The organism is Paracoccus panacisoli (genome assembly GCF_042435015.1).
Classification (GTDB): Bacteria; Pseudomonadota; Alphaproteobacteria; order Rhodobacterales; family Rhodobacteraceae; genus Paracoccus; species Paracoccus panacisoli.
On record NZ_JBHMQU010000017.1, the window covers coordinates 1 to 15,494 of the forward strand.

Consider the following 15,494-nt stretch of genomic DNA (forward strand, 5'->3'; position numbering starts at 1 on the left):
GTGTCGGCCCCCGCCCCCGCGCTCCGCCGCGTCTCGGGCGGCGCCGCGATTGCCGCCGCGCCCGAGCCGCAGCGCGCCGCCGACGCGCTTGCCGCCTATCCCGACTTCCAGTCGGTGGTGGATCTGATCCGCCGGATGAAGGACGGGCTGCTGCTGACCCAGGTCGAGGACCACGTCCGCCTCGTCCGCTATACCCCCGGCCGGATCGAGTTCGAGCCGACGCCCGAGGCGCCCCGCGACCTCGCCCAGCGGCTGGCCGAGCGGCTGCGCGGCTGGACCGGCGGGGCACGCTGGGGCGTCTCGGTCACCGCGCAGGGCGGCGGGCCGACGCTGTCCGAGCGCAAGGCCGAGGCGCGCGCGAAGGCCGAGGCCGAGGCGATGCAGAACCCGGTGATCGCCGCGATCTTCGCCGCCGCCCCCGGTGCCCGCTTTGCCGAGATCCGCGACGAGACCCCGCCCCCCGCCCCCGCGGGCCCCGAGGGCGAGGGCGAGACGCCGCCCGCCGATCCGCACGCCACCGCCGAGGGCGGGCTGGCCGCGGCCGAGGAATGGGACCCCTTCGAGGACGAGGAGTAAACGCATGAAGAACCCGTTTGGCGGCATGGGGGGCCTCGGCGGCCTCGGCGACATGGCCAAGATGATGAGCGCCGCCCGCGACATGCAGGGCAAGGTCGAAGAGTTCCAGAAATCGCTCGAGGCGATCACCGTCACCGGCGAGGCCGGCGCCGGGCTGGTGCGCGTGACCGCCACCGCCAAGGGCGATCTGACCGGGCTTGAGATCGACCCGTCGATCTTCGTGCCCTCGGAAAAGCAGGTGGTCGAGGATCTGATCCTCGCCGCGATCAAGGACGTGCAGGCCCGCGCGACCGAGCGCGCCCAGTCCGAGGCCCAGCGGCTCGCGCAGGAAATGGGCCTGCCGCCGGGGATGAAGCTGCCGGTCTGATCCGGCAGCAGGCCGCGATGACCGAGGGCAGCGACGCCATCCAGACGCTGATCGCGCAGATCGCGCGGCTGCCGGGGCTCGGCCCCCGCTCGGCGCGGCGCATCGTGCTGGCGCTGATCCGGCGCCGCACCGGGCAGATGGCGCAGCTCGCCGCGCAGATGGCCGAGGTCGCCGCCCGCTCGCGCGAATGCGCCCGCTGCGGCAACATCTGCGAGGCCGAGCTCTGCCCCATCTGCGCCGACCCGGCCCGGGCCAACGGGGCGCTCTGCGTGGTCGAGGACGTGGCCGACCTCTGGGCGCTCGAGCGCGGGCGGCAGTTCCGCGGCCGCTATCACGTCCTTGGCGGCACGCTGTCGGCGCTGGACGAGATCGGCCCGGACGAGCTGGGCATCCCCCGCCTCGTCGCCCGCGTGACGGACGAGGGGGTGAGCGAGGTGATTCTCGCCCTCAACGCCACGGTCGAGGGGCATACCACGGCACACTACGTGGCCGACGCGCTCGCGCCCTCAGGCGTGACGGTCACGACGCTCGCGCAAGGGGTGCCGGTCGGCGGCGAGCTCGATTATCTCGACGACGGCACCATTGGCGCGGCGCTGCGCGCCCGGCGGCGGCTGTGAGCACCGGGGGCGCGGTGCCCGCGCCGTTCAGTTCGGGGCCGCGCGATGTGCTGGCCGAGTGGGCGGATTACAACGGCCATCTGAACATGGCCTATTACCACGTGCTCTTCGACAACGCGATCGACGTGGTGCTTGACTGGCTGGGACTGGGACCGGCGGTCGCGGCCGAGACGGAGCAGTCGGTGTTCACCGCCCAGGCGCAGGTCCATTATCTGCGCGAGGTCGCGCCCGGCAGCCGGGTCATCGTCGAGACGCGGCTCATCGCCCATGACGCCAAGCGCCTGCACTATGTCCAGACGATGCGCGACGCGGCCGAAGGCTGGGTCGCCGCGATCAGCGAGAACATCGTGCTGCACGTCGATCTGCGGGTGCGGCGGGTCACGCCGTGGTCCGCGCCGGTTGCCGCGCGACTGGCGCAGGCGGTGGCGGCGCACGACGCCCTGCCGCTGCCGCCGCAGGTCGGGCGGCTGGTGGAGTTGCCGGGCCGACCCGGCTTGTCAGGCTGAAAGTTACAATATAACAATTTGCGTGCGCCGGGGCTCCCTCCGGTCGCCGCCGTGCACAGGCGAAAAAGGGGCGCGAGTCCTCCGCTCGCGCCCCTCCATCCGGTGCTTAGACGCGATCAGGCGTCGAGCTTGCGGGTCTCGGCCTTGACCGTCTCGCCCGCCTCGATGGTCGAGGCCGCGCTGCGCGAGATGGCGATGCGGCGCGGCTTGAGCGCCTCGGGGATCTCGCGCACGAGGTCGATGTGCAGCATCCCGTCGACGTGGCTCGCGCCCTCGACGCGGACGTGGTCGGCCAACGCGAACTTGCGCTCGAACGCGCGGGTGGCAATGCCGCGGTGCAGGTAGGTGCGGGCCTCGTCCTCGGCGGCCTTGCGGGCCGAGACGATCACCGCCCCGTCGCGCATTTCCACCGACAGGTCGTCGGCGGCGAAACCGGCCACGGCGATCGAGATGCGATAGGCGTTCTCGCCGGTCTTCTCGATGTTGTAGGGGGGATAGGTCGGCGCGGCGACCTCCGAGGTCAGGGCGCGGTCCATCAGGTCGGCGATGCGGTCAAAGCCCACCGAAGCGCGGTAGAGCGGGGTCAGGTCCATGTTACGCATGATCCATCCTTTGCAGCGATGATGTTGTGATGCCCCCCGGAACCGGGCGGGCGCAGTCGCCGGACGCCACACGGGGCCGCCCGACAGGGTTGATGTGGTTGCGGTGGGCGGGGTTTCAAGACCTCGCCCCCGGTGCCCCGCACGCGGGCGCGGCGCTCAGCCCTCGGCCCAGATTGCCGGATCGGCCAGCTCGATCGAGTTGCCCGCCGGGTCGCGGAAATAGATCGAGCGCCCGCCGTTCGGCCACTCGAAATCCGCCTCGATGGCGATGCCGTGGGCTTCCAGATGCGCCCGCCAGCCGTCCAGCCGGTCCGGCGCGACCGCCAGGCAGGCGTGCCCCGGCCCGCGCGCCCCGTGCGGCGGGACGGGCAGCCGTGCGCCGGGCGCGGGCGGCTGCTCGGTCGCCGCGGGGTTGAAGATCAGCAGCACCTGCGGGCGGGGCGCGGACGCGGTGCGCAGGAAGAGGTGCCGCCCCGAGACCTTCGTGATCACCGAAAGCCCCATCACCCCGGTCCAGAATGCCTCGGCGGCGTCGAGATCGTCGGCATAGAGCGCCGTCTCGAGCGTGCCGAGCACCGGCGGGGCGCTCATCGTCCCGCCTCGAGCGCGTCGGGGCGCGGCCCGCCGGTGGCCCAGTCGAGCAGCTCGACGGTATGGACCACCGGCAGCTCGGTGCCCGAGCCGATCTGCATCAGGCAGCCGATGTTGCCCGCCGCCACCACCTGTGGCCCCAGCGCCTCGATGGTGCGCACCTTGCGGTCGCGCAGGCGCACCGACAGCTCGGGCTGCAGCAGGTTATAGGTGCCTGCCGAACCGCAGCAGAGGTGGCTGTCGGCCGGGGTGACGACGGCGAATCCGGCCTGCGCCAGCAGCGCCTTGGGGGCGGCGACGATCCGTTGCCCGTGCTGCAGCGAGCAGGCGGCGTGATAGGCGACCCTGAGCGGCGCGTCCCCGCCCCCGGGCCGGGTCACGGGGGGCAGGCCGTGGCTGGCGAGGAACTCGGTCACGTCGCGCGCGAGGGCGGCCACCCGCTCGGCCCCCGCCCGGTCGGGATCGCGCGCAAACATGTGGCCGTAGTCCTTCACCGTCGTCCCGCAGCCCGAGGCGTTGACGACGATCGCGTCCAGCGGCGCCTCGGCGTCCGCCGTCAGGAACGCCGCGATCGCCGCGCGGGCCTGCGCCATGGCCGTGCCCTCTTTCCCCATGTGATGGGTCAGCGCGCCGCAGCAGCCGAGGTTTCGGGGAACGACCACCTCGCACCCGGCGCGGGTGAGCAGCCGGATCGTCGCCGCGTTGATCGCGGGGTCGAGCGCCTTTTGTGCGCAGCCGGTCAGCAGCGCCACCCGCGCCCGCCGCGACCCCTGCGCAGGGTAGGTCGCGCCGAGATCGTCGCGCGACGGCCCCGCGATCCGCGCCGGCGCCATCGCCAGCATGGCGCGCAGCCGCCGGTCGGGCATCAGCCGGGCGAAGGGCCGGGCGATCTTCGCGCCGAGTAGCGCCAGCCGGAACCGGCCCGGATGCGGGATCACCGCCGCGAGCATCGCCCTGAGCGCCCGGTCGTGCCACGGCCGCCGATAGGTCCGCTCGACGTGCACCCGCGCGTGGTCGATCAGGTGCATGTAGTCCACCCCCGAGGGGCAGGTCGTCATGCAGGCGAGGCACGACAGGCAGCGATCGACGTGCAGCGCCGTCCTGGCGTCCGCAGGGCGGCCGGATTCCAGCAAGTCCTTGATGAGGTAGATGCGGCCGCGCGGGCTGTCGAGCTCGTCGCCCAGAAGCTGATAGGTCGGGCAGGTCGCAGTGCAGAAGCCGCAGTGCACGCAGGTCCGCAGGATGCGGTTCGCGGTGGCGATCTCGGGGTCGGCGAGCTGTTCGGCGGTGAAGTTCGTCTGCATCAGACGGCCCCCGCGAAAAGGCCGCGCGGGTCGAACCGGGCGCGTAGCCCGTCGTTCAGCGCCGCGACGGCGGGCGCCATCGGCGGCAGGCTGAGCGGCGTCGCCCCGGTCAGGCGGGTGGCGATGGCCCGTGCGCCGGTCAGATCCGGCGTCTCGCCCGCGGGCAGTGCCACGCGGATCAGCCCGCCGCCCCAGTCGAGTGACAGCGGTTCGGGCAGGCGGTCGAGCAGCAGCGCGGCCTCGGACGGGCGACAGGTGATCCGCCAGAGGTCGGGGGGGCGGGACGCAGCCTCAGCGCCGCCGCCAGGACGGTCCGGCCCGGCGGCTGTTTCGGGGCTGGGCGCAGAGCCCGGCGGTTGCCCGGCAGGGCCTGCGGCCACAAGATCCCACACGTCCCCCTCGGCACGCACCACCTCGCCCCAGGCGCCGAGGCGCGCAGACAGGCTCTCGGCTCGGCCGGCGACCGACCCCGCGAGCCCCTCGATCCGGATCAGCGCCCCGTGGCCCGGCAGCCATCCCGCCCCGGTCACGTCCCACGGTCCCGTCAGCGCCGCCGTGAGCGCCGGGATCGCCGCCCCCGCGTCCAGCCCCGGCACCGCCAGCGTGGCCGAGGCCGGCGGGACCGGCTGGGTCTTGAGGCTGACCTCGGTCAGCACCCCCAGCCGCCCCCGGCTGCCCGCCATCAGCTTCACGAGGTCATAGCCGGTGACGTTCTTCATCACCCGCCCGCCGCTCTGGATCACCTGGCCGCGCCCGTCCACGAACCGCACCCCGAGCGCCGAGTCCCGCGCCGCGCCGTCCTTGACCCGGCGCGGGCCGCTCGCGTTGGCGGCGATCACCCCGCCGATGGTCGAGCCGGTGAAGCGCGGCGGCTCGAACGCCAGCCGCTGGCCCTCGGCGGCGAGCGCGGCCTCGATCTCAGAAAGCGGAGTCCCGGCGCGGGCGACGAGCGTCAGGGCAGCGGGCTCATACAGGATCACGCCCGACAGCCCCCCGGTCGCAAGCCGCACCCCCTGCCCCTCACCGGGCGCAAGCCGCGTGCCGCCGCCGACCGGGGTCAGCGGGCCGGTCGCCCCCCGGATCATCGCCGCCAGCTCGGCCTCGGACTCCGGCCGCAGCATCTCAGGCGACATTGCGCAGCCCCTGGCGGCGGCTGGCCGAGACGTGCAGCGGAAACACCTTGGCCGCGTTCAGCAGCCAGTGCGGGTCGAACACGTCCTTGACCCGCATCTGCGCCTCGAGGTCGGCGTCGGTGAACTGCGCCGTCATCAGGTCGCGCTTCTCGACCCCCACCCCGTGCTCGCCGGTCAGGCAGCCGCCGACCTCGACGCAGAGGCGCAGGATGTCGGCCCCCAGCGCCTCGACCCGTTCCAGATCGCCGGGCCTGTTGGCGTCGAAGATGATCAGCGGGTGCATGTTGCCGTCGCCCGCGTGGAACACGTTGGCGACCGGCAGGCCGGCGGCGTCGGACATCTCGGCGATGCGGCGCAGCACCTGCGGCAGCGCGCTGACCGGTATCGTCCCGTCAAGGCACATGTAGTCGCCCATCTGCCCCATCGCGCCAAAGGCCGACTTGCGGCCCAGCCAGATGCGGCGCGATTCCTCCTCGGACCGGCTTTCGCGGAACTCGACCGGGGCGAAGTCGTCGGCGATGGCGCGGATCAGGGAGAGCTGCTCGTCGATCTCTGGCGGCGTGCCCTCGACCTCGACGATCAGCAGCGCCTCGCAGTCGGGATAGCCGGGGGCGGCGAAGTTCTCGGTCGCGACGATGCAGGGGCGGTCCATGAACTCGATGGCGACCGGCAGGACGCCGGCGCGGATGATCGCGGCCACGCAGGCGCCGGCCGTCTCGCTCGAGTCGAAGCCGATCAGCACCGGCCGCGCGCCGGCGGGCTTGGGCAGGATGCGGAGCGTCGCCTCGGTCACGAGGCCGAGCTGGCCTTCGGCCCCGCAGACGACGCCCAGCAGGTCCAACCCCGGCGCCTCGCCCATCGGGCCGCCGAGCTCGACCACGGTGCCGTCCATCAGCACCATCGTGACGCCCAGCAGGTTGTTGGTCGTCACCCCGTATTTCAGGCAATGCGCCCCGCCCGAGTTCATGCCGATGTTGCCGCCGATGGCGCAGGCGAGCTGGCTGGACGGGTCGGGGGCGTAGAAGAACCCGGCCTCGTCCACCGCCCCCGAGATCGAGAGGTTCGTGCGCCCCGCCTGCACCCGGATCTGCCGGTCGCCGTAATCCACCTCGAGCACCGCGTTCATCCGGGCGAGGCCAAGGACCACCGCGTCCGCCGTGGGCATCGAGCCGCCGGCGAGGCTGGTGCCCGCGCCGCGCGGCACGACCGGCACGCGCTCGGCGTGGCAGACCTGCAGGATGGCGGCGACCTCCTCGGTCGTGGTCGGCAGCGCCACGGCCAGCGGCGGGCAGCGATAGGCCGAGAGCGCGTCGCATTCGTAGGCGCGGGCCTCGACCGGGTCGTCGATCACGTCGCCCGCCCCGATGACGGCGCGCAGCCGCGCGACGATGGCGGCGCGGCGGGACAGGATCGCGGGGTCGGGGACGGGCATCTGCATCGGATCGGCCTTTCTCGCCCTCGGCGGGTCGGGGCCAGACTAGCAGAGCCGAGGCGGCGGGCGACACGCAAATCCGCCGCCCGGCGTTTCCCGCATGGCGAAAGGCCGCGCCCCGTCGGGCGCGGCCCTGCCGCGTGTCAATGGGACGTCACAAGCCCCGGCGCGTCTCAGCCGGCCTGCGCGGCCGACAGCATCCGGGCGATCTCGTCCTTCAGATGCGCGCGCTTCTTGCGCAGCGCCTGCTCGGCCTCGTCCGACATCGGGGTCTGGCGGGATTCGGCGCCCGCGACCTCGTCGTTGACCGAGTCGTATTCGTCGAGCAGCCGCGCGAAATGCGCGTCCGAGACCTTCAGCGCGTGGATGCGCTCGGCGTCGTTCGGGAACTCTTCGTGAATCGCGTGCGGTGCGGCCATGTCCTCGTCCTTTCCTGGTCGTCCGGTTCGCCCGAGGGGATAGCCGCCGCAGCGGGTGCTGGCAACGGGGCGCGGCCCGGCCTATCGTCGGCCCGATGCCCATGCCGCTGACCCTGCACCTGCCCCTTTCGCTGACCGCCACCGACCTCGTCGCGCTGGCGCTCTTGCTCGTCGCGTGGTTCGGCACCGGGCGGCTGATCGAAAAGCCGCCCGCGTCCCGGCCGTCGGTCTCGATGCTGATGCGCCGCTACCGCCGCGACTGGATGGTGCAGTTCGTCCACCGCGAGCCGCGGATCTTCGACGGCAACATCCTGTCGAGCCTGCGCGAGGGCACCTCGTTCTACGCCTCGGCCTGCATGATCGCGATCGGCGGGGGCCTCGCGCTGATCGGCAACACCGACCCGCTGGCCGGCATCGCCCGCGATCTCGAGGCGACCGAGGTCCCGTCCCTCGTGTGGAAGGTCAAGATCCTGCTGGTGCTCGGCTTCCTCGCCAACGCCTTCCTCAAGTTCGTCTGGTCGCACCGGCTGTTCGGCTATTGCGCGATCATGATGGCGGCGGTCCCGAACGACCCCCGCGCTGCCGAGGCCGAGACCCGCGCCCGCGCCGCGGCCGAGGTCAACATCCACGCCGCCCGCAACTTCAACATCGGCCTGCGGGCGGTCTATTTCGCGCTTGGCGCGATGTGCTGGATGGCAGGCCCTTGGGCGCTGATGACGGGGACGGCGCTCGTCACCGCGCTGACGCTCCGGCGCGAGTTCGCCTCGGGTTCGCGCCGGGCGATCCTCGCCGATCTTGGCGACCGGCGCTGAGGGCTACGGCTTCGTAGCCGCAAAACCCGCTTCAAGTACGACGCATGCAGAGGGGCCGCACGGCTTACCCTGCCGTCGCCTGCGGCATCGTGCGATATTAGTTATTGCCAATAACTATAATTGACCATAGCTTCATCTCGACGGAGGATTCGCCTATGACAGCTGCTCTGCCCGATCACGCCCCCGCAGTCGCCACTGTCGACAGCGACGCGGTCAGCGCCCTGCTCGGGTACAATCTCAAGCGCAGCTACCTGATCGTCCGGGGTGCCGCGGATGAGGCGCTCGCCCCGCATGGCCTGCGGGTGGTGTCCTTCACGGCGCTCTCGGTGATCGTCGACAATCCCGGCCTCGCCCCCTCGCAGCTCGCCGAGGCGCTGGCGATGGAACGGTCGAACATCGTGTTAATCGTCGACGCGCTGGAGACGGCCGAGCTGATCACCCGCGGCCGCTCGCGCACCGACCGGCGTCGGCAGGCACTGATGGCGACGGTCCGCGGGCGCCGGGTGCGCGACCGTGCCGCGGCCGAAGTGGCCGCCGCGGAAGCCGCGGCCGTGAGCATGCTCGATACCGACGAGAAGAACACGTTGCTGGCCCTGCTGACGCGCATCTCTGCGCCGCCGCCGGCACAAAAGGCTGCACGCGAGGGCTAGCACGCCCGCGCGGCGGATGGGGAGGAGAGGACCATGAGAACCGCACGAACGACACTGACCGCCTTGACCCTGATTGCGGCGCTGGGAAGCATCGCACAGGCCGACACGATCCGGGCAACCTCGGGCTTCGGCCCCGCCCATGTTCTGGCCACCGACATCTATCCCGAGATCAATGCCCGGCTGAAGGAATTCACCGGCGATGCCTGGGATCTGTCTGACACGCCCTCGGGGCTCGTCGCGCCCCAGGAGATGAGCGCCGGTCTCCGCGACGGGGTGACCGAAATGGGCACGCTCCTGCTGCCCTATTTTCCGGCCGACTACCCAAACGCCCTTCCATCGGAACTGTCGTTTCTCGGCAGTTCGAACGCGGTCGTCTCGGCGGCGGTGACCGAATACGTCGCCACCTGCCCCGAGTGCCAGGCCGAGTTTGCGCGTAACGGGCAGGTCTACCTTGGGACCGACGTGACACCGGTCTACAACCTGTTGACCGTGCGTCCGATCCGCTCGGCCGCCGATGTGCGAGGGATGCGGATTCGCACGGGCGCACCGCTCTACGCAGCCTTCGTCGAGAAGCTGGGCGGCGTTGCCGTCCAGATGCCCTCGTCCGAGCTGTTCGAGTCGCTGTCGCAGCGGGTGATCGACGGGACCTTTTCGGGCGACCACGAGATCATCGCTAACCGGCTGGGCGATGTGGTGAAGTACGTTACCGAGGTCAACGAGGGGGTGTTCAACGGGTCGACCTCTGGCGCGGTCAGCGCGACGCTGTGGACCCGCCTCGACCCCGAGACGCGCAGCGCACTCGCCCGGGCGACGCAATACGGCATCTCCAAGGGGCTGGGCGCGTTCATGCGCGACGCGGCGAAGGCCCGTGAAGTCGCAGGGGTCGAGTTCATCCCGATGGACGATACCCTGCGCTCCGCGAAGGAGGCGTTCAACGCCGACTACCTGGCGAACGTCGCCTCGACGCTCGAAGCGCGCGGGGTGAAAGACGCGCAGGCCAAGGTGGATCGCTACCGGGCACTGGTCGAGAAGTGGGAAAAGCTCATCACGCCGGACATGACCCCCGAGGCGATGGGTCAGCTGCGATACGACGAGATCTTCGCCAAGCTCGACACCGCAACCTACGGAAATCCCTGAGCCCGCCGACCGCGCGCGAGCCTCGCGCGCGGTCTTTCCATCTTGCGTGAGGAGGCGCGGATGAAGACGCTCGAGACCGCCATCGCGCGGGCCAGCATCTGGCTGGGTGCGCTCGTGCTGATGGCGATGATGCTGCAGGTGGTGGTGGACGTCATGGCGCGCAGCCTGTTCGGCACCGCTTTTCCCGCGACCCCCGACATTGTCGCCAAGTACTACATGGTCGCCGTCAGCTTGATGCCGCTGGCCATGACCGAACTGAGCCGCCGCCACATCGAGGCGACGATCTTCACCCAGAAGCTGCGCGGTGGCACGCGGCAGGCCGTGGTGCTCCTGGGGTTCGTCGTCTCGGCGGTGGTCTTCGCGATCCTCACCTGGGGTTCGACCGCCGAGGCGATCAAGCAGACCGCCCGCGGGGCCTATGTCGAGGCCGGGACGATGCGCGTGCCGACCTGGCCCAGCTACTGGATCCTTCCCGTGGCGTTCGGCCTCATGCTGCTCGTCCTGATGCTGCGCATCGTCGAGGTGGTCACCGGCCGCTTCGACGACCACGAGGCCGACCCGCTGGAAGAGGTCCAGTCTCACGTCATGGAGGCCAAATGATGGAACCGTTCACCATCGGGCTTCTGGCGCTCGGCGGACTGTTGGCGCTGATTGCGCTCAGGGTTCCGATCGGCGTCAGCCTGATCGCGGTCTCGTTCCTCGGCATCTGGGCCATCGCCGGATCGCGGCCGGCCATGTCGATGCTGACCACGATCCCCTATTCGTCTTCCGCCAGCTGGACCCTCTCGTCGATCCCGATGTTCCTGCTCATGGGCTACGTCGCCTATCATTCCGGCCTGACCCGCGGGTTGTTCGAGGCCGCGCGAGTCTGGTGGGGCTGGATGCCCGGCGGGCTCGCCATCGCTTCGCTCGTGGGGGCCAGCGGCTTTGCGGCGGTGTCGGGATCGTCGGTGGCCTGTTCGGCGGCGATCGGACGGATCGCGATCCCCGAGATGGCGAGGCAGGGGTATGATATCCGCATCGCCACCGGCTCGGTGGCCGCAGGCGGCACGATCGGAGCACTGATCCCACCCTCGATCATCCTGATCCTCTTCGGAATCCAGTCGAACAGCTCGATCAATGCGCTCTTTTTCGGGGGGCTCATCGTCGGTCTGGCATCGCTGGCCTTCTACATCGCTGCGGTGCTTGTGGTGTGGTGGCGCAATCCGGCCCGGTTGCCCAAGGCGCCGCCCTACACCATGGGCGACCGTTGGTCGAAGACGCTCGAGATCTGGCCGGTGCTGGTGCTGATCGTGGCGGTGCTGGGCGGGCTCTTCGGCGGCTTTCTGACCGCGACCGAGGCGGGCGCCTTCGGAGCCTTCGTGGCGATCCTAATCGGGCTGGCGCGGCGGACGCTGACCTGGGCCGGCTTCCGCGAAAGCCTGATCGACACGCTGCTGTCCGCGGGCGGGCTGTTCATCATCGCCATAGGCGCCAATCTCTTCACCCGGCTCGTCGCCATGTCCGGGCTCTCGGCCGAGATTGGCGATCTGGTCGCGGGACTGGGGCTGGGCACGATGGGACTGCTGCTGCTGATCACGCTGATCTACCTGGCGCTTGGGATGTTTCTCGAACCAATCGGGGCACTGCTGCTGACCCTGCCCTTGTTCCTGCCGCTGGTGCAGGCGCATGGGGTGGACGTCATCTGGTTCGGCCTGCTCGTCGCCAAGTTGCTCGAGATCGGGATGATCACGCCGCCGGTCGGGCTCAACGTCTTCGTCATCCACTCGGTCGCGCGCGATTACGCACGGCTCGAGCAGGTGTTCGCCGGGATCATGCCGTTCGTCATCGCCGACCTTGCGCTGGTCGCGGTGATGATCCTGACCCGGCCGCTGTTCTGAACGGAAAGGGACTACGAGATGCAGATCGAGGGACAGATCGCGCTTGTCACAGGCGCCGGCAGCGGACTGGGCGAGGCGACCGCCCGACGGCTTGCGGCCATGGGGGCGCGGGTGGCGGTGCTGGACCGCACCGCCGAGGCCGCCTTGGCCGTAGCCTCCGACATCGGCGGACTGGCAGTCACGGCCGATGTCGCGGACGGCGCGGCGGTCGAAGCCGCCTTCGCCCGCACGGCCGACACATTCGGCGGTCCGCCGCGGGTCGTCGTCAGCTGCGCCGGCATCGGGACCGCAGCGCGGATCCTGCCGCGCGACGGCACCCTTTCGCTCGACGCCTTCGAGCGGACGCTGCGGGTCAACCTGCTCGGCACCTACACCGTGTTGTCGGTCGCGGCCCGTGCCATGGCTGCGGCAGAACCGCTCGACGCCGACGGCGCCCGCGGGGTCATCGTCAACACCGCCTCGGTCGCCTGGCAGGACGGACAGATCGGTCAGGCCGCCTACGCCGCCTCGAAGGGCGGGGTTGCCTCGCTGACGCTGCCGGCCGCCCGCGAACTTGCCCGCTTTGGCATCCGCGTCATGGCGGTGGCGCCGGGCCTGTTCGAGACCGCGATGAGCGCCGGGTTGACCCCCGATGTCCGCGCTGCGCTGGAATCCGGCCTGCCCTTCCCGTCGCGCATGGGCAGACCGGACGAGTTCGCCATGCTCGTCCAGCAGATTGTCGAGAACCCGATCCTGAACGGCGAGATCATCCGGATCGACAGCGCCGTCCGCTTGGCGCCGAAATGAGAGGGGAAAACGCCATGGGCCAATATACCGAAAGCCGCATCGAGGGCCGTGTCGCCGAACTCGAGCTGATCCGCGAGGACAAGCGCAATGCGATGTCTGACGGGCTGATCGCCGAGATCGACGCATTCTACACGGGCCTCCCGGCCGAGGTGCGCGTGGTCGTCCTGCACGGACGCGGCGGCCACTACTGCGCCGGGCTCGACCTCTCGGAACACGTCCATCGTTCGGCGGAAGAGGGCGTCCACCACTCGCGCAACTGGCATCGGGTGATGGACCTGATCCAGTTCGGCGGCCGCGTCACAGTCAGCGCCATGACCGGCGCCGTGATCGGCGGCGGGCTAGAGCTCGCCACCGCCACCCATGTCCGCATCGCCGAGCCGTCGGTGATCTTTCAGCTGCCCGAGGGGCGGCGCGGGATTTTCGTCGGCGGCGGGGCCACGGCGCGGGTCGGGCGCATCCTCGGCGCGGACCGGATGGTCGAGATGATGCTGACGGGGCGCAAATACGGCGCCGAGGAAGGGCTGCGGCTCGGCCTCGCCCACTACGCCGTGGCCGACGGCGAGGCATTGCCGCTTGCGCGCGAACTCGCCGCGACCATCGCCGAGAATGCGCCGATGTCGAACTATTTCATTACCCAGGCGCTGCCCCGCATTGCTGACATGGGTCAAGGCGAGGGGCTGTTCACTGAAAGCCTTGCCGCCGCCCTGGTCCAGACCACGCCCGACGCTGCCGAGGGTCTGCGCGCCTTCCTCGAAAAGCGCCCGCCCGTCTTCCGCTAGGCATCCATCCCGCAAGGATCGTACCGTGGATCACATCGACATCCCGCCGACCACCGCCGAGAACTTCCGCGAACGCGCGGCCTGGGCGCGCGCCCGAACCGTCACCTCGTTCGTTCCGCATGACGTTGCGCGCGAGGATCGCCCCGACGGCACGATCATCCTGCGCTCGCGCATACCCATGCATGATCCGGTTCCCAACTCGGGCGCGTGGCTGCACCGCTGGGCCGCCGAGGCGCCCTATCGGGTCGCGGTGGCGGAACGCGACGGTCCGGGTTGGCGCAACGTGACCTACGGTGACCTGCTGCGGCTGGTGCAGCGCGTGGCCTCGGGGCTCCTTGCGCGCGGCATGGGACCGCAGGACCGCATCGCCATCCTGTCGGGCAACGGGGTGGATCACCTGATCCTCGCGCTTGCGGCGCAATACGTGGGTATCCCCATCGTGCCGCTGGCCGAGCAATATGCGCTGATCCAAGATGCGCATCCGCGGCTGGTTTATGTCATCGACAAGGTCAGGCCGCGCATGGCCTTTGCCGACGACGCGGCCCGTTATGCCGCCGCGCTGAAGCTGCCGCAGTTCGACGGGGTCGAGATCGTCAGCTCGAGGCCCGCGGCCATCGGCCGATCGGTCACGCCGATGGCGGATCTTCTTGGGCACGAGATGCACCCTGACCTTGCTCGGGCGCACGCTGCGGTCGGACCCGACACGCTGGCCAAGATCATGTTCACCTCGGGTTCGTCGTCGGACCCCAAAGGGGTGCTGACCACCCACCGGATGATGTGCGTCAACCAGGCGCAGATGGCGGCCGTCATGCCCTATCTGTCCGAAAAGCCGCCCCGGATCACCGACTGGCTGCCGTGGAACCATGTCTTTGGCGGCACCCACAACGTCAACATGATGCTGGCCCACGGCGGGACGCTGCACGTCGACAGCGGAAAGCCCACGGCCCGCGGCTTTGCCGATACCCTGGCCAGCCGCGATGCCTATCCCGGCACGCTCGCGTTCAACGTGCCGGTCGGCTACGCGTTGCTCGCCGAGGCGCTGCGGGATGACGCTGCGCTGCGGCATCGCCTGCTGCGGGACATCGACCTGCTGTTCTATGCCGGCGCATCGCTGCCGCAGGACGTATGGGACGGGATCGAGCGGGCCATGATCGAGGTGCGCGGCGGTCTGCCGATGATGGCGTCAAGCTGGGGCCTGACCGAAACCGCCCCGGCCTGCGTCATGGTGCACGAACCGATCGGCCGATCGGGCGTGATCGGCGTGCCGCTTCCGGGGGTCGAGGCCAAGCTGATCCCGGACGCCGAGCAGCGCTGCGAGATCCGTGTCCGCGGACCGAACGTCATGCCCGGCTATTTCGAGGACGACGCGCGGACCGCCGCCGCCTTTGACGACGAGGGGTTCTTCATCACCGGAGACGCGGTCCGGTTCGTCGATCCCTCGGACATGAACCAGGGCCTCATTTTCGACGGCCGCGTGTCCGAAGACTTCAAGCTGGACACCGGCACCTGGGTCCAGGCCGGCACCCTGAGGATGACCGTGCTCAAGGAACTTGCCGGGCTTGCCCAGGACGTGGTCATCTGCGGCCACGACCGTGGCGAGATCGGGCTGTTCGTCTTCCCGCCGGCGGGCCGCGTGCCCGAGGGCGCGGGCACACGCGGCGCCGTCACCGACGAGGCCGTGAAGATCCCGGTCGAGAACCGGCTGCGGGCGATGAACGCCGGAGTCACCGGCTCCGCCAAGCGCATCACCCGGGCCCTGATCCTGACCGAGCCGCCTTCGGTCGAGGGGCAGGAAATCACCGACAAGGGCTCGCTCAACATCCGCAAGATCCTGACCCGCCGCGCCGATCTGCTCGAGCGGCTCTACGACAACGAAGACCCGGCGTTGATCCGCGTCTGAGGA

17 protein-coding genes and 1 pseudogene are annotated in these 15,494 nt (G+C 70.5%); 12 read left to right on the forward strand and 6 right to left on the reverse strand.

What is annotated here, in order from left to right; all coding sequences use genetic code 11:
* The 4 genes and pseudogenes from ACFHYO_RS04745 to ACFHYO_RS04760 all read left to right on the forward strand — a co-directional run.
* A pseudogene (locus ACFHYO_RS04745) lies at positions 1 to 576 on the forward strand (DNA polymerase III subunit gamma/tau); the annotation flags it as partial.
* 4 nt (positions 577 to 580) lie between these two features.
* Positions 581 to 943, forward strand: a complete 363-nt coding sequence (locus ACFHYO_RS04750; RefSeq protein ID WP_231572790.1) for a YbaB/EbfC family nucleoid-associated protein — start codon at positions 581 to 583, stop codon at positions 941 to 943.
* Positions 944 to 960: 17 nt separating this feature from the next.
* Positions 961 to 1,560, forward strand: coding sequence for a recombination mediator RecR (gene recR, locus ACFHYO_RS04755; protein WP_394318737.1), 600 nt, complete (start codon positions 961 to 963; stop codon positions 1,558 to 1,560).
* Complete coding sequence (locus ACFHYO_RS04760; protein WP_394318739.1) at positions 1,557 to 2,066, forward strand: thioesterase family protein; 510 nt, start codon at positions 1,557 to 1,559, stop codon at positions 2,064 to 2,066. The genes recR and ACFHYO_RS04760 overlap by 4 nt, the downstream gene beginning before the upstream one ends.
* Before the next feature lie 116 nt (positions 2,067 to 2,182).
* On the opposite strand, the gene ACFHYO_RS04765 is transcribed toward ACFHYO_RS04760, so the two are convergent.
* From ACFHYO_RS04765 to ACFHYO_RS04790, 6 genes are all read right to left on the reverse strand, one after another.
* Positions 2,183 to 2,668 carry an Hsp20 family protein gene (locus tag ACFHYO_RS04765; protein WP_394318741.1) on the reverse strand — a complete coding sequence of 162 codons (486 nt, stop codon included), beginning with the start codon at positions 2,666 to 2,668 and terminating at the stop codon, positions 2,183 to 2,185.
* A 156-nt stretch (positions 2,669 to 2,824) separates the two neighbouring features.
* A complete protein-coding gene (locus ACFHYO_RS04770) occupies positions 2,825 to 3,259 on the reverse strand; it encodes a VOC family protein (RefSeq protein WP_394318743.1) in 435 nt (144 codons plus the stop codon).
* On the reverse strand, positions 3,256 to 4,563 hold the full coding sequence (gene glcF / locus ACFHYO_RS04775) for a glycolate oxidase subunit GlcF (protein ID WP_394318745.1): 1,308 nt from the start codon (positions 4,561 to 4,563) through the stop codon (positions 3,256 to 3,258). The genes ACFHYO_RS04770 and glcF overlap by 4 nt, the downstream gene beginning before the upstream one ends.
* Complete coding sequence (locus tag ACFHYO_RS04780; RefSeq protein ID WP_394318807.1) at positions 4,563 to 5,681, reverse strand: FAD-binding protein; 1,119 nt, start codon at positions 5,679 to 5,681, stop codon at positions 4,563 to 4,565. Before ACFHYO_RS04780 ends, glcF begins: the two co-directional genes overlap by 1 nt.
* Before the next feature lie 4 nt (positions 5,682 to 5,685).
* Positions 5,686 to 7,134, reverse strand: a complete 1,449-nt coding sequence (locus tag ACFHYO_RS04785; RefSeq protein WP_394318747.1) for an FAD-linked oxidase C-terminal domain-containing protein — start codon at positions 7,132 to 7,134, stop codon at positions 5,686 to 5,688.
* A 167-nt stretch (positions 7,135 to 7,301) separates the two neighbouring features.
* A complete protein-coding gene (locus ACFHYO_RS04790) occupies positions 7,302 to 7,547 on the reverse strand; it encodes an HP1242/YdcH family protein (RefSeq protein WP_036702688.1) in 246 nt (81 codons plus the stop codon).
* A gap of 101 nt (positions 7,548 to 7,648) precedes the next feature.
* Here ACFHYO_RS04790 and ACFHYO_RS04795 point away from each other — a divergent pair, with 101 nt between their 5' ends.
* From ACFHYO_RS04795 to ACFHYO_RS04830, 8 genes are all read left to right on the forward strand, one after another.
* A complete protein-coding gene (locus ACFHYO_RS04795; protein WP_036702701.1) occupies positions 7,649 to 8,359 on the forward strand; it encodes a DUF599 domain-containing protein in 711 nt (236 codons plus the stop codon).
* 155 nt (positions 8,360 to 8,514) lie between these two features.
* Positions 8,515 to 9,009 carry a MarR family winged helix-turn-helix transcriptional regulator gene (locus ACFHYO_RS04800; RefSeq protein ID WP_394318750.1) on the forward strand — a complete coding sequence of 165 codons (495 nt, stop codon included), beginning with the start codon at positions 8,515 to 8,517 and terminating at the stop codon, positions 9,007 to 9,009.
* A 63-nt stretch (positions 9,010 to 9,072) separates the two neighbouring features.
* Positions 9,073 to 10,146, forward strand: coding sequence for a C4-dicarboxylate TRAP transporter substrate-binding protein (locus ACFHYO_RS04805; protein ID WP_394318752.1), 1,074 nt, complete (start codon positions 9,073 to 9,075; stop codon positions 10,144 to 10,146).
* 60 nt (positions 10,147 to 10,206) lie between these two features.
* The gene (locus ACFHYO_RS04810) at positions 10,207 to 10,746 is read left to right on the forward strand and encodes a TRAP transporter small permease (protein WP_036710144.1); all 540 of its coding nucleotides are present in this window, start codon (positions 10,207 to 10,209) and stop codon (positions 10,744 to 10,746) included.
* Complete coding sequence (locus ACFHYO_RS04815) at positions 10,746 to 12,026, forward strand: TRAP transporter large permease (RefSeq protein WP_394318809.1); 1,281 nt, start codon at positions 10,746 to 10,748, stop codon at positions 12,024 to 12,026. Before ACFHYO_RS04810 ends, ACFHYO_RS04815 begins: the two co-directional genes overlap by 1 nt.
* 18 nt (positions 12,027 to 12,044) lie before the next feature.
* On the forward strand, positions 12,045 to 12,812 hold the full coding sequence (locus tag ACFHYO_RS04820; protein WP_394318754.1) for an SDR family NAD(P)-dependent oxidoreductase: 768 nt from the start codon (positions 12,045 to 12,047) through the stop codon (positions 12,810 to 12,812).
* A gap of 14 nt (positions 12,813 to 12,826) precedes the next feature.
* A complete protein-coding gene (locus ACFHYO_RS04825) occupies positions 12,827 to 13,591 on the forward strand; it encodes a crotonase/enoyl-CoA hydratase family protein (protein WP_394318756.1) in 765 nt (254 codons plus the stop codon).
* Between the two features lie 178 nt (positions 13,592 to 13,769).
* Positions 13,770 to 15,491 carry an AMP-binding protein gene (locus ACFHYO_RS04830; RefSeq protein ID WP_394318811.1) on the forward strand — a complete coding sequence of 574 codons (1,722 nt, stop codon included), beginning with the start codon at positions 13,770 to 13,772 and terminating at the stop codon, positions 15,489 to 15,491.
* The last annotated feature ends 3 nt before the right edge of the window (positions 15,492 to 15,494 follow it).

Bases quoted from the DNA above. Each gene is read 5' to 3' on its own strand.
- ACFHYO_RS04790 (WP_036702688.1), bottom strand. From the start codon at position 7,547: ATGGCCGCACCGCACGCGATTCACGAAGAGTTCCCGAACGACGCCGAG.
- ACFHYO_RS04820 (WP_394318754.1), top strand. From the start codon at position 12,045: ATGCAGATCGAGGGACAGATCGCGCTTGTCACAGGCGCCGGCAGCGGA.
- ACFHYO_RS04765 (WP_394318741.1), bottom strand. From the start codon at position 2,668: ATGCGTAACATGGACCTGACCCCGCTCTACCGCGCTTCGGTGGGCTTT.
- glcF (WP_394318745.1), bottom strand. From the start codon at position 4,563: ATGCAGACGAACTTCACCGCCGAACAGCTCGCCGACCCCGAGATCGCC.
- recR (WP_394318737.1), top strand. From the start codon at position 961: ATGACCGAGGGCAGCGACGCCATCCAGACGCTGATCGCGCAGATCGCG.
- ACFHYO_RS04795 (WP_036702701.1), top strand. From the start codon at position 7,649: ATGCCGCTGACCCTGCACCTGCCCCTTTCGCTGACCGCCACCGACCTC.
- ACFHYO_RS04785 (WP_394318747.1), bottom strand. From the start codon at position 7,134: ATGCAGATGCCCGTCCCCGACCCCGCGATCCTGTCCCGCCGCGCCGCC.
- ACFHYO_RS04750 (WP_231572790.1), top strand. From the start codon at position 581: ATGAAGAACCCGTTTGGCGGCATGGGGGGCCTCGGCGGCCTCGGCGAC.
- ACFHYO_RS04800 (WP_394318750.1), top strand. From the start codon at position 8,515: ATGACAGCTGCTCTGCCCGATCACGCCCCCGCAGTCGCCACTGTCGAC.
- ACFHYO_RS04770 (WP_394318743.1), bottom strand. From the start codon at position 3,259: ATGAGCGCCCCGCCGGTGCTCGGCACGCTCGAGACGGCGCTCTATGCC.
- ACFHYO_RS04810 (WP_036710144.1), top strand. From the start codon at position 10,207: ATGAAGACGCTCGAGACCGCCATCGCGCGGGCCAGCATCTGGCTGGGT.
- ACFHYO_RS04825 (WP_394318756.1), top strand. From the start codon at position 12,827: ATGGGCCAATATACCGAAAGCCGCATCGAGGGCCGTGTCGCCGAACTC.
- ACFHYO_RS04830 (WP_394318811.1), top strand. From the start codon at position 13,770: ATGCATGATCCGGTTCCCAACTCGGGCGCGTGGCTGCACCGCTGGGCC.
- ACFHYO_RS04815 (WP_394318809.1), top strand. From the start codon at position 10,746: ATGGAACCGTTCACCATCGGGCTTCTGGCGCTCGGCGGACTGTTGGCG.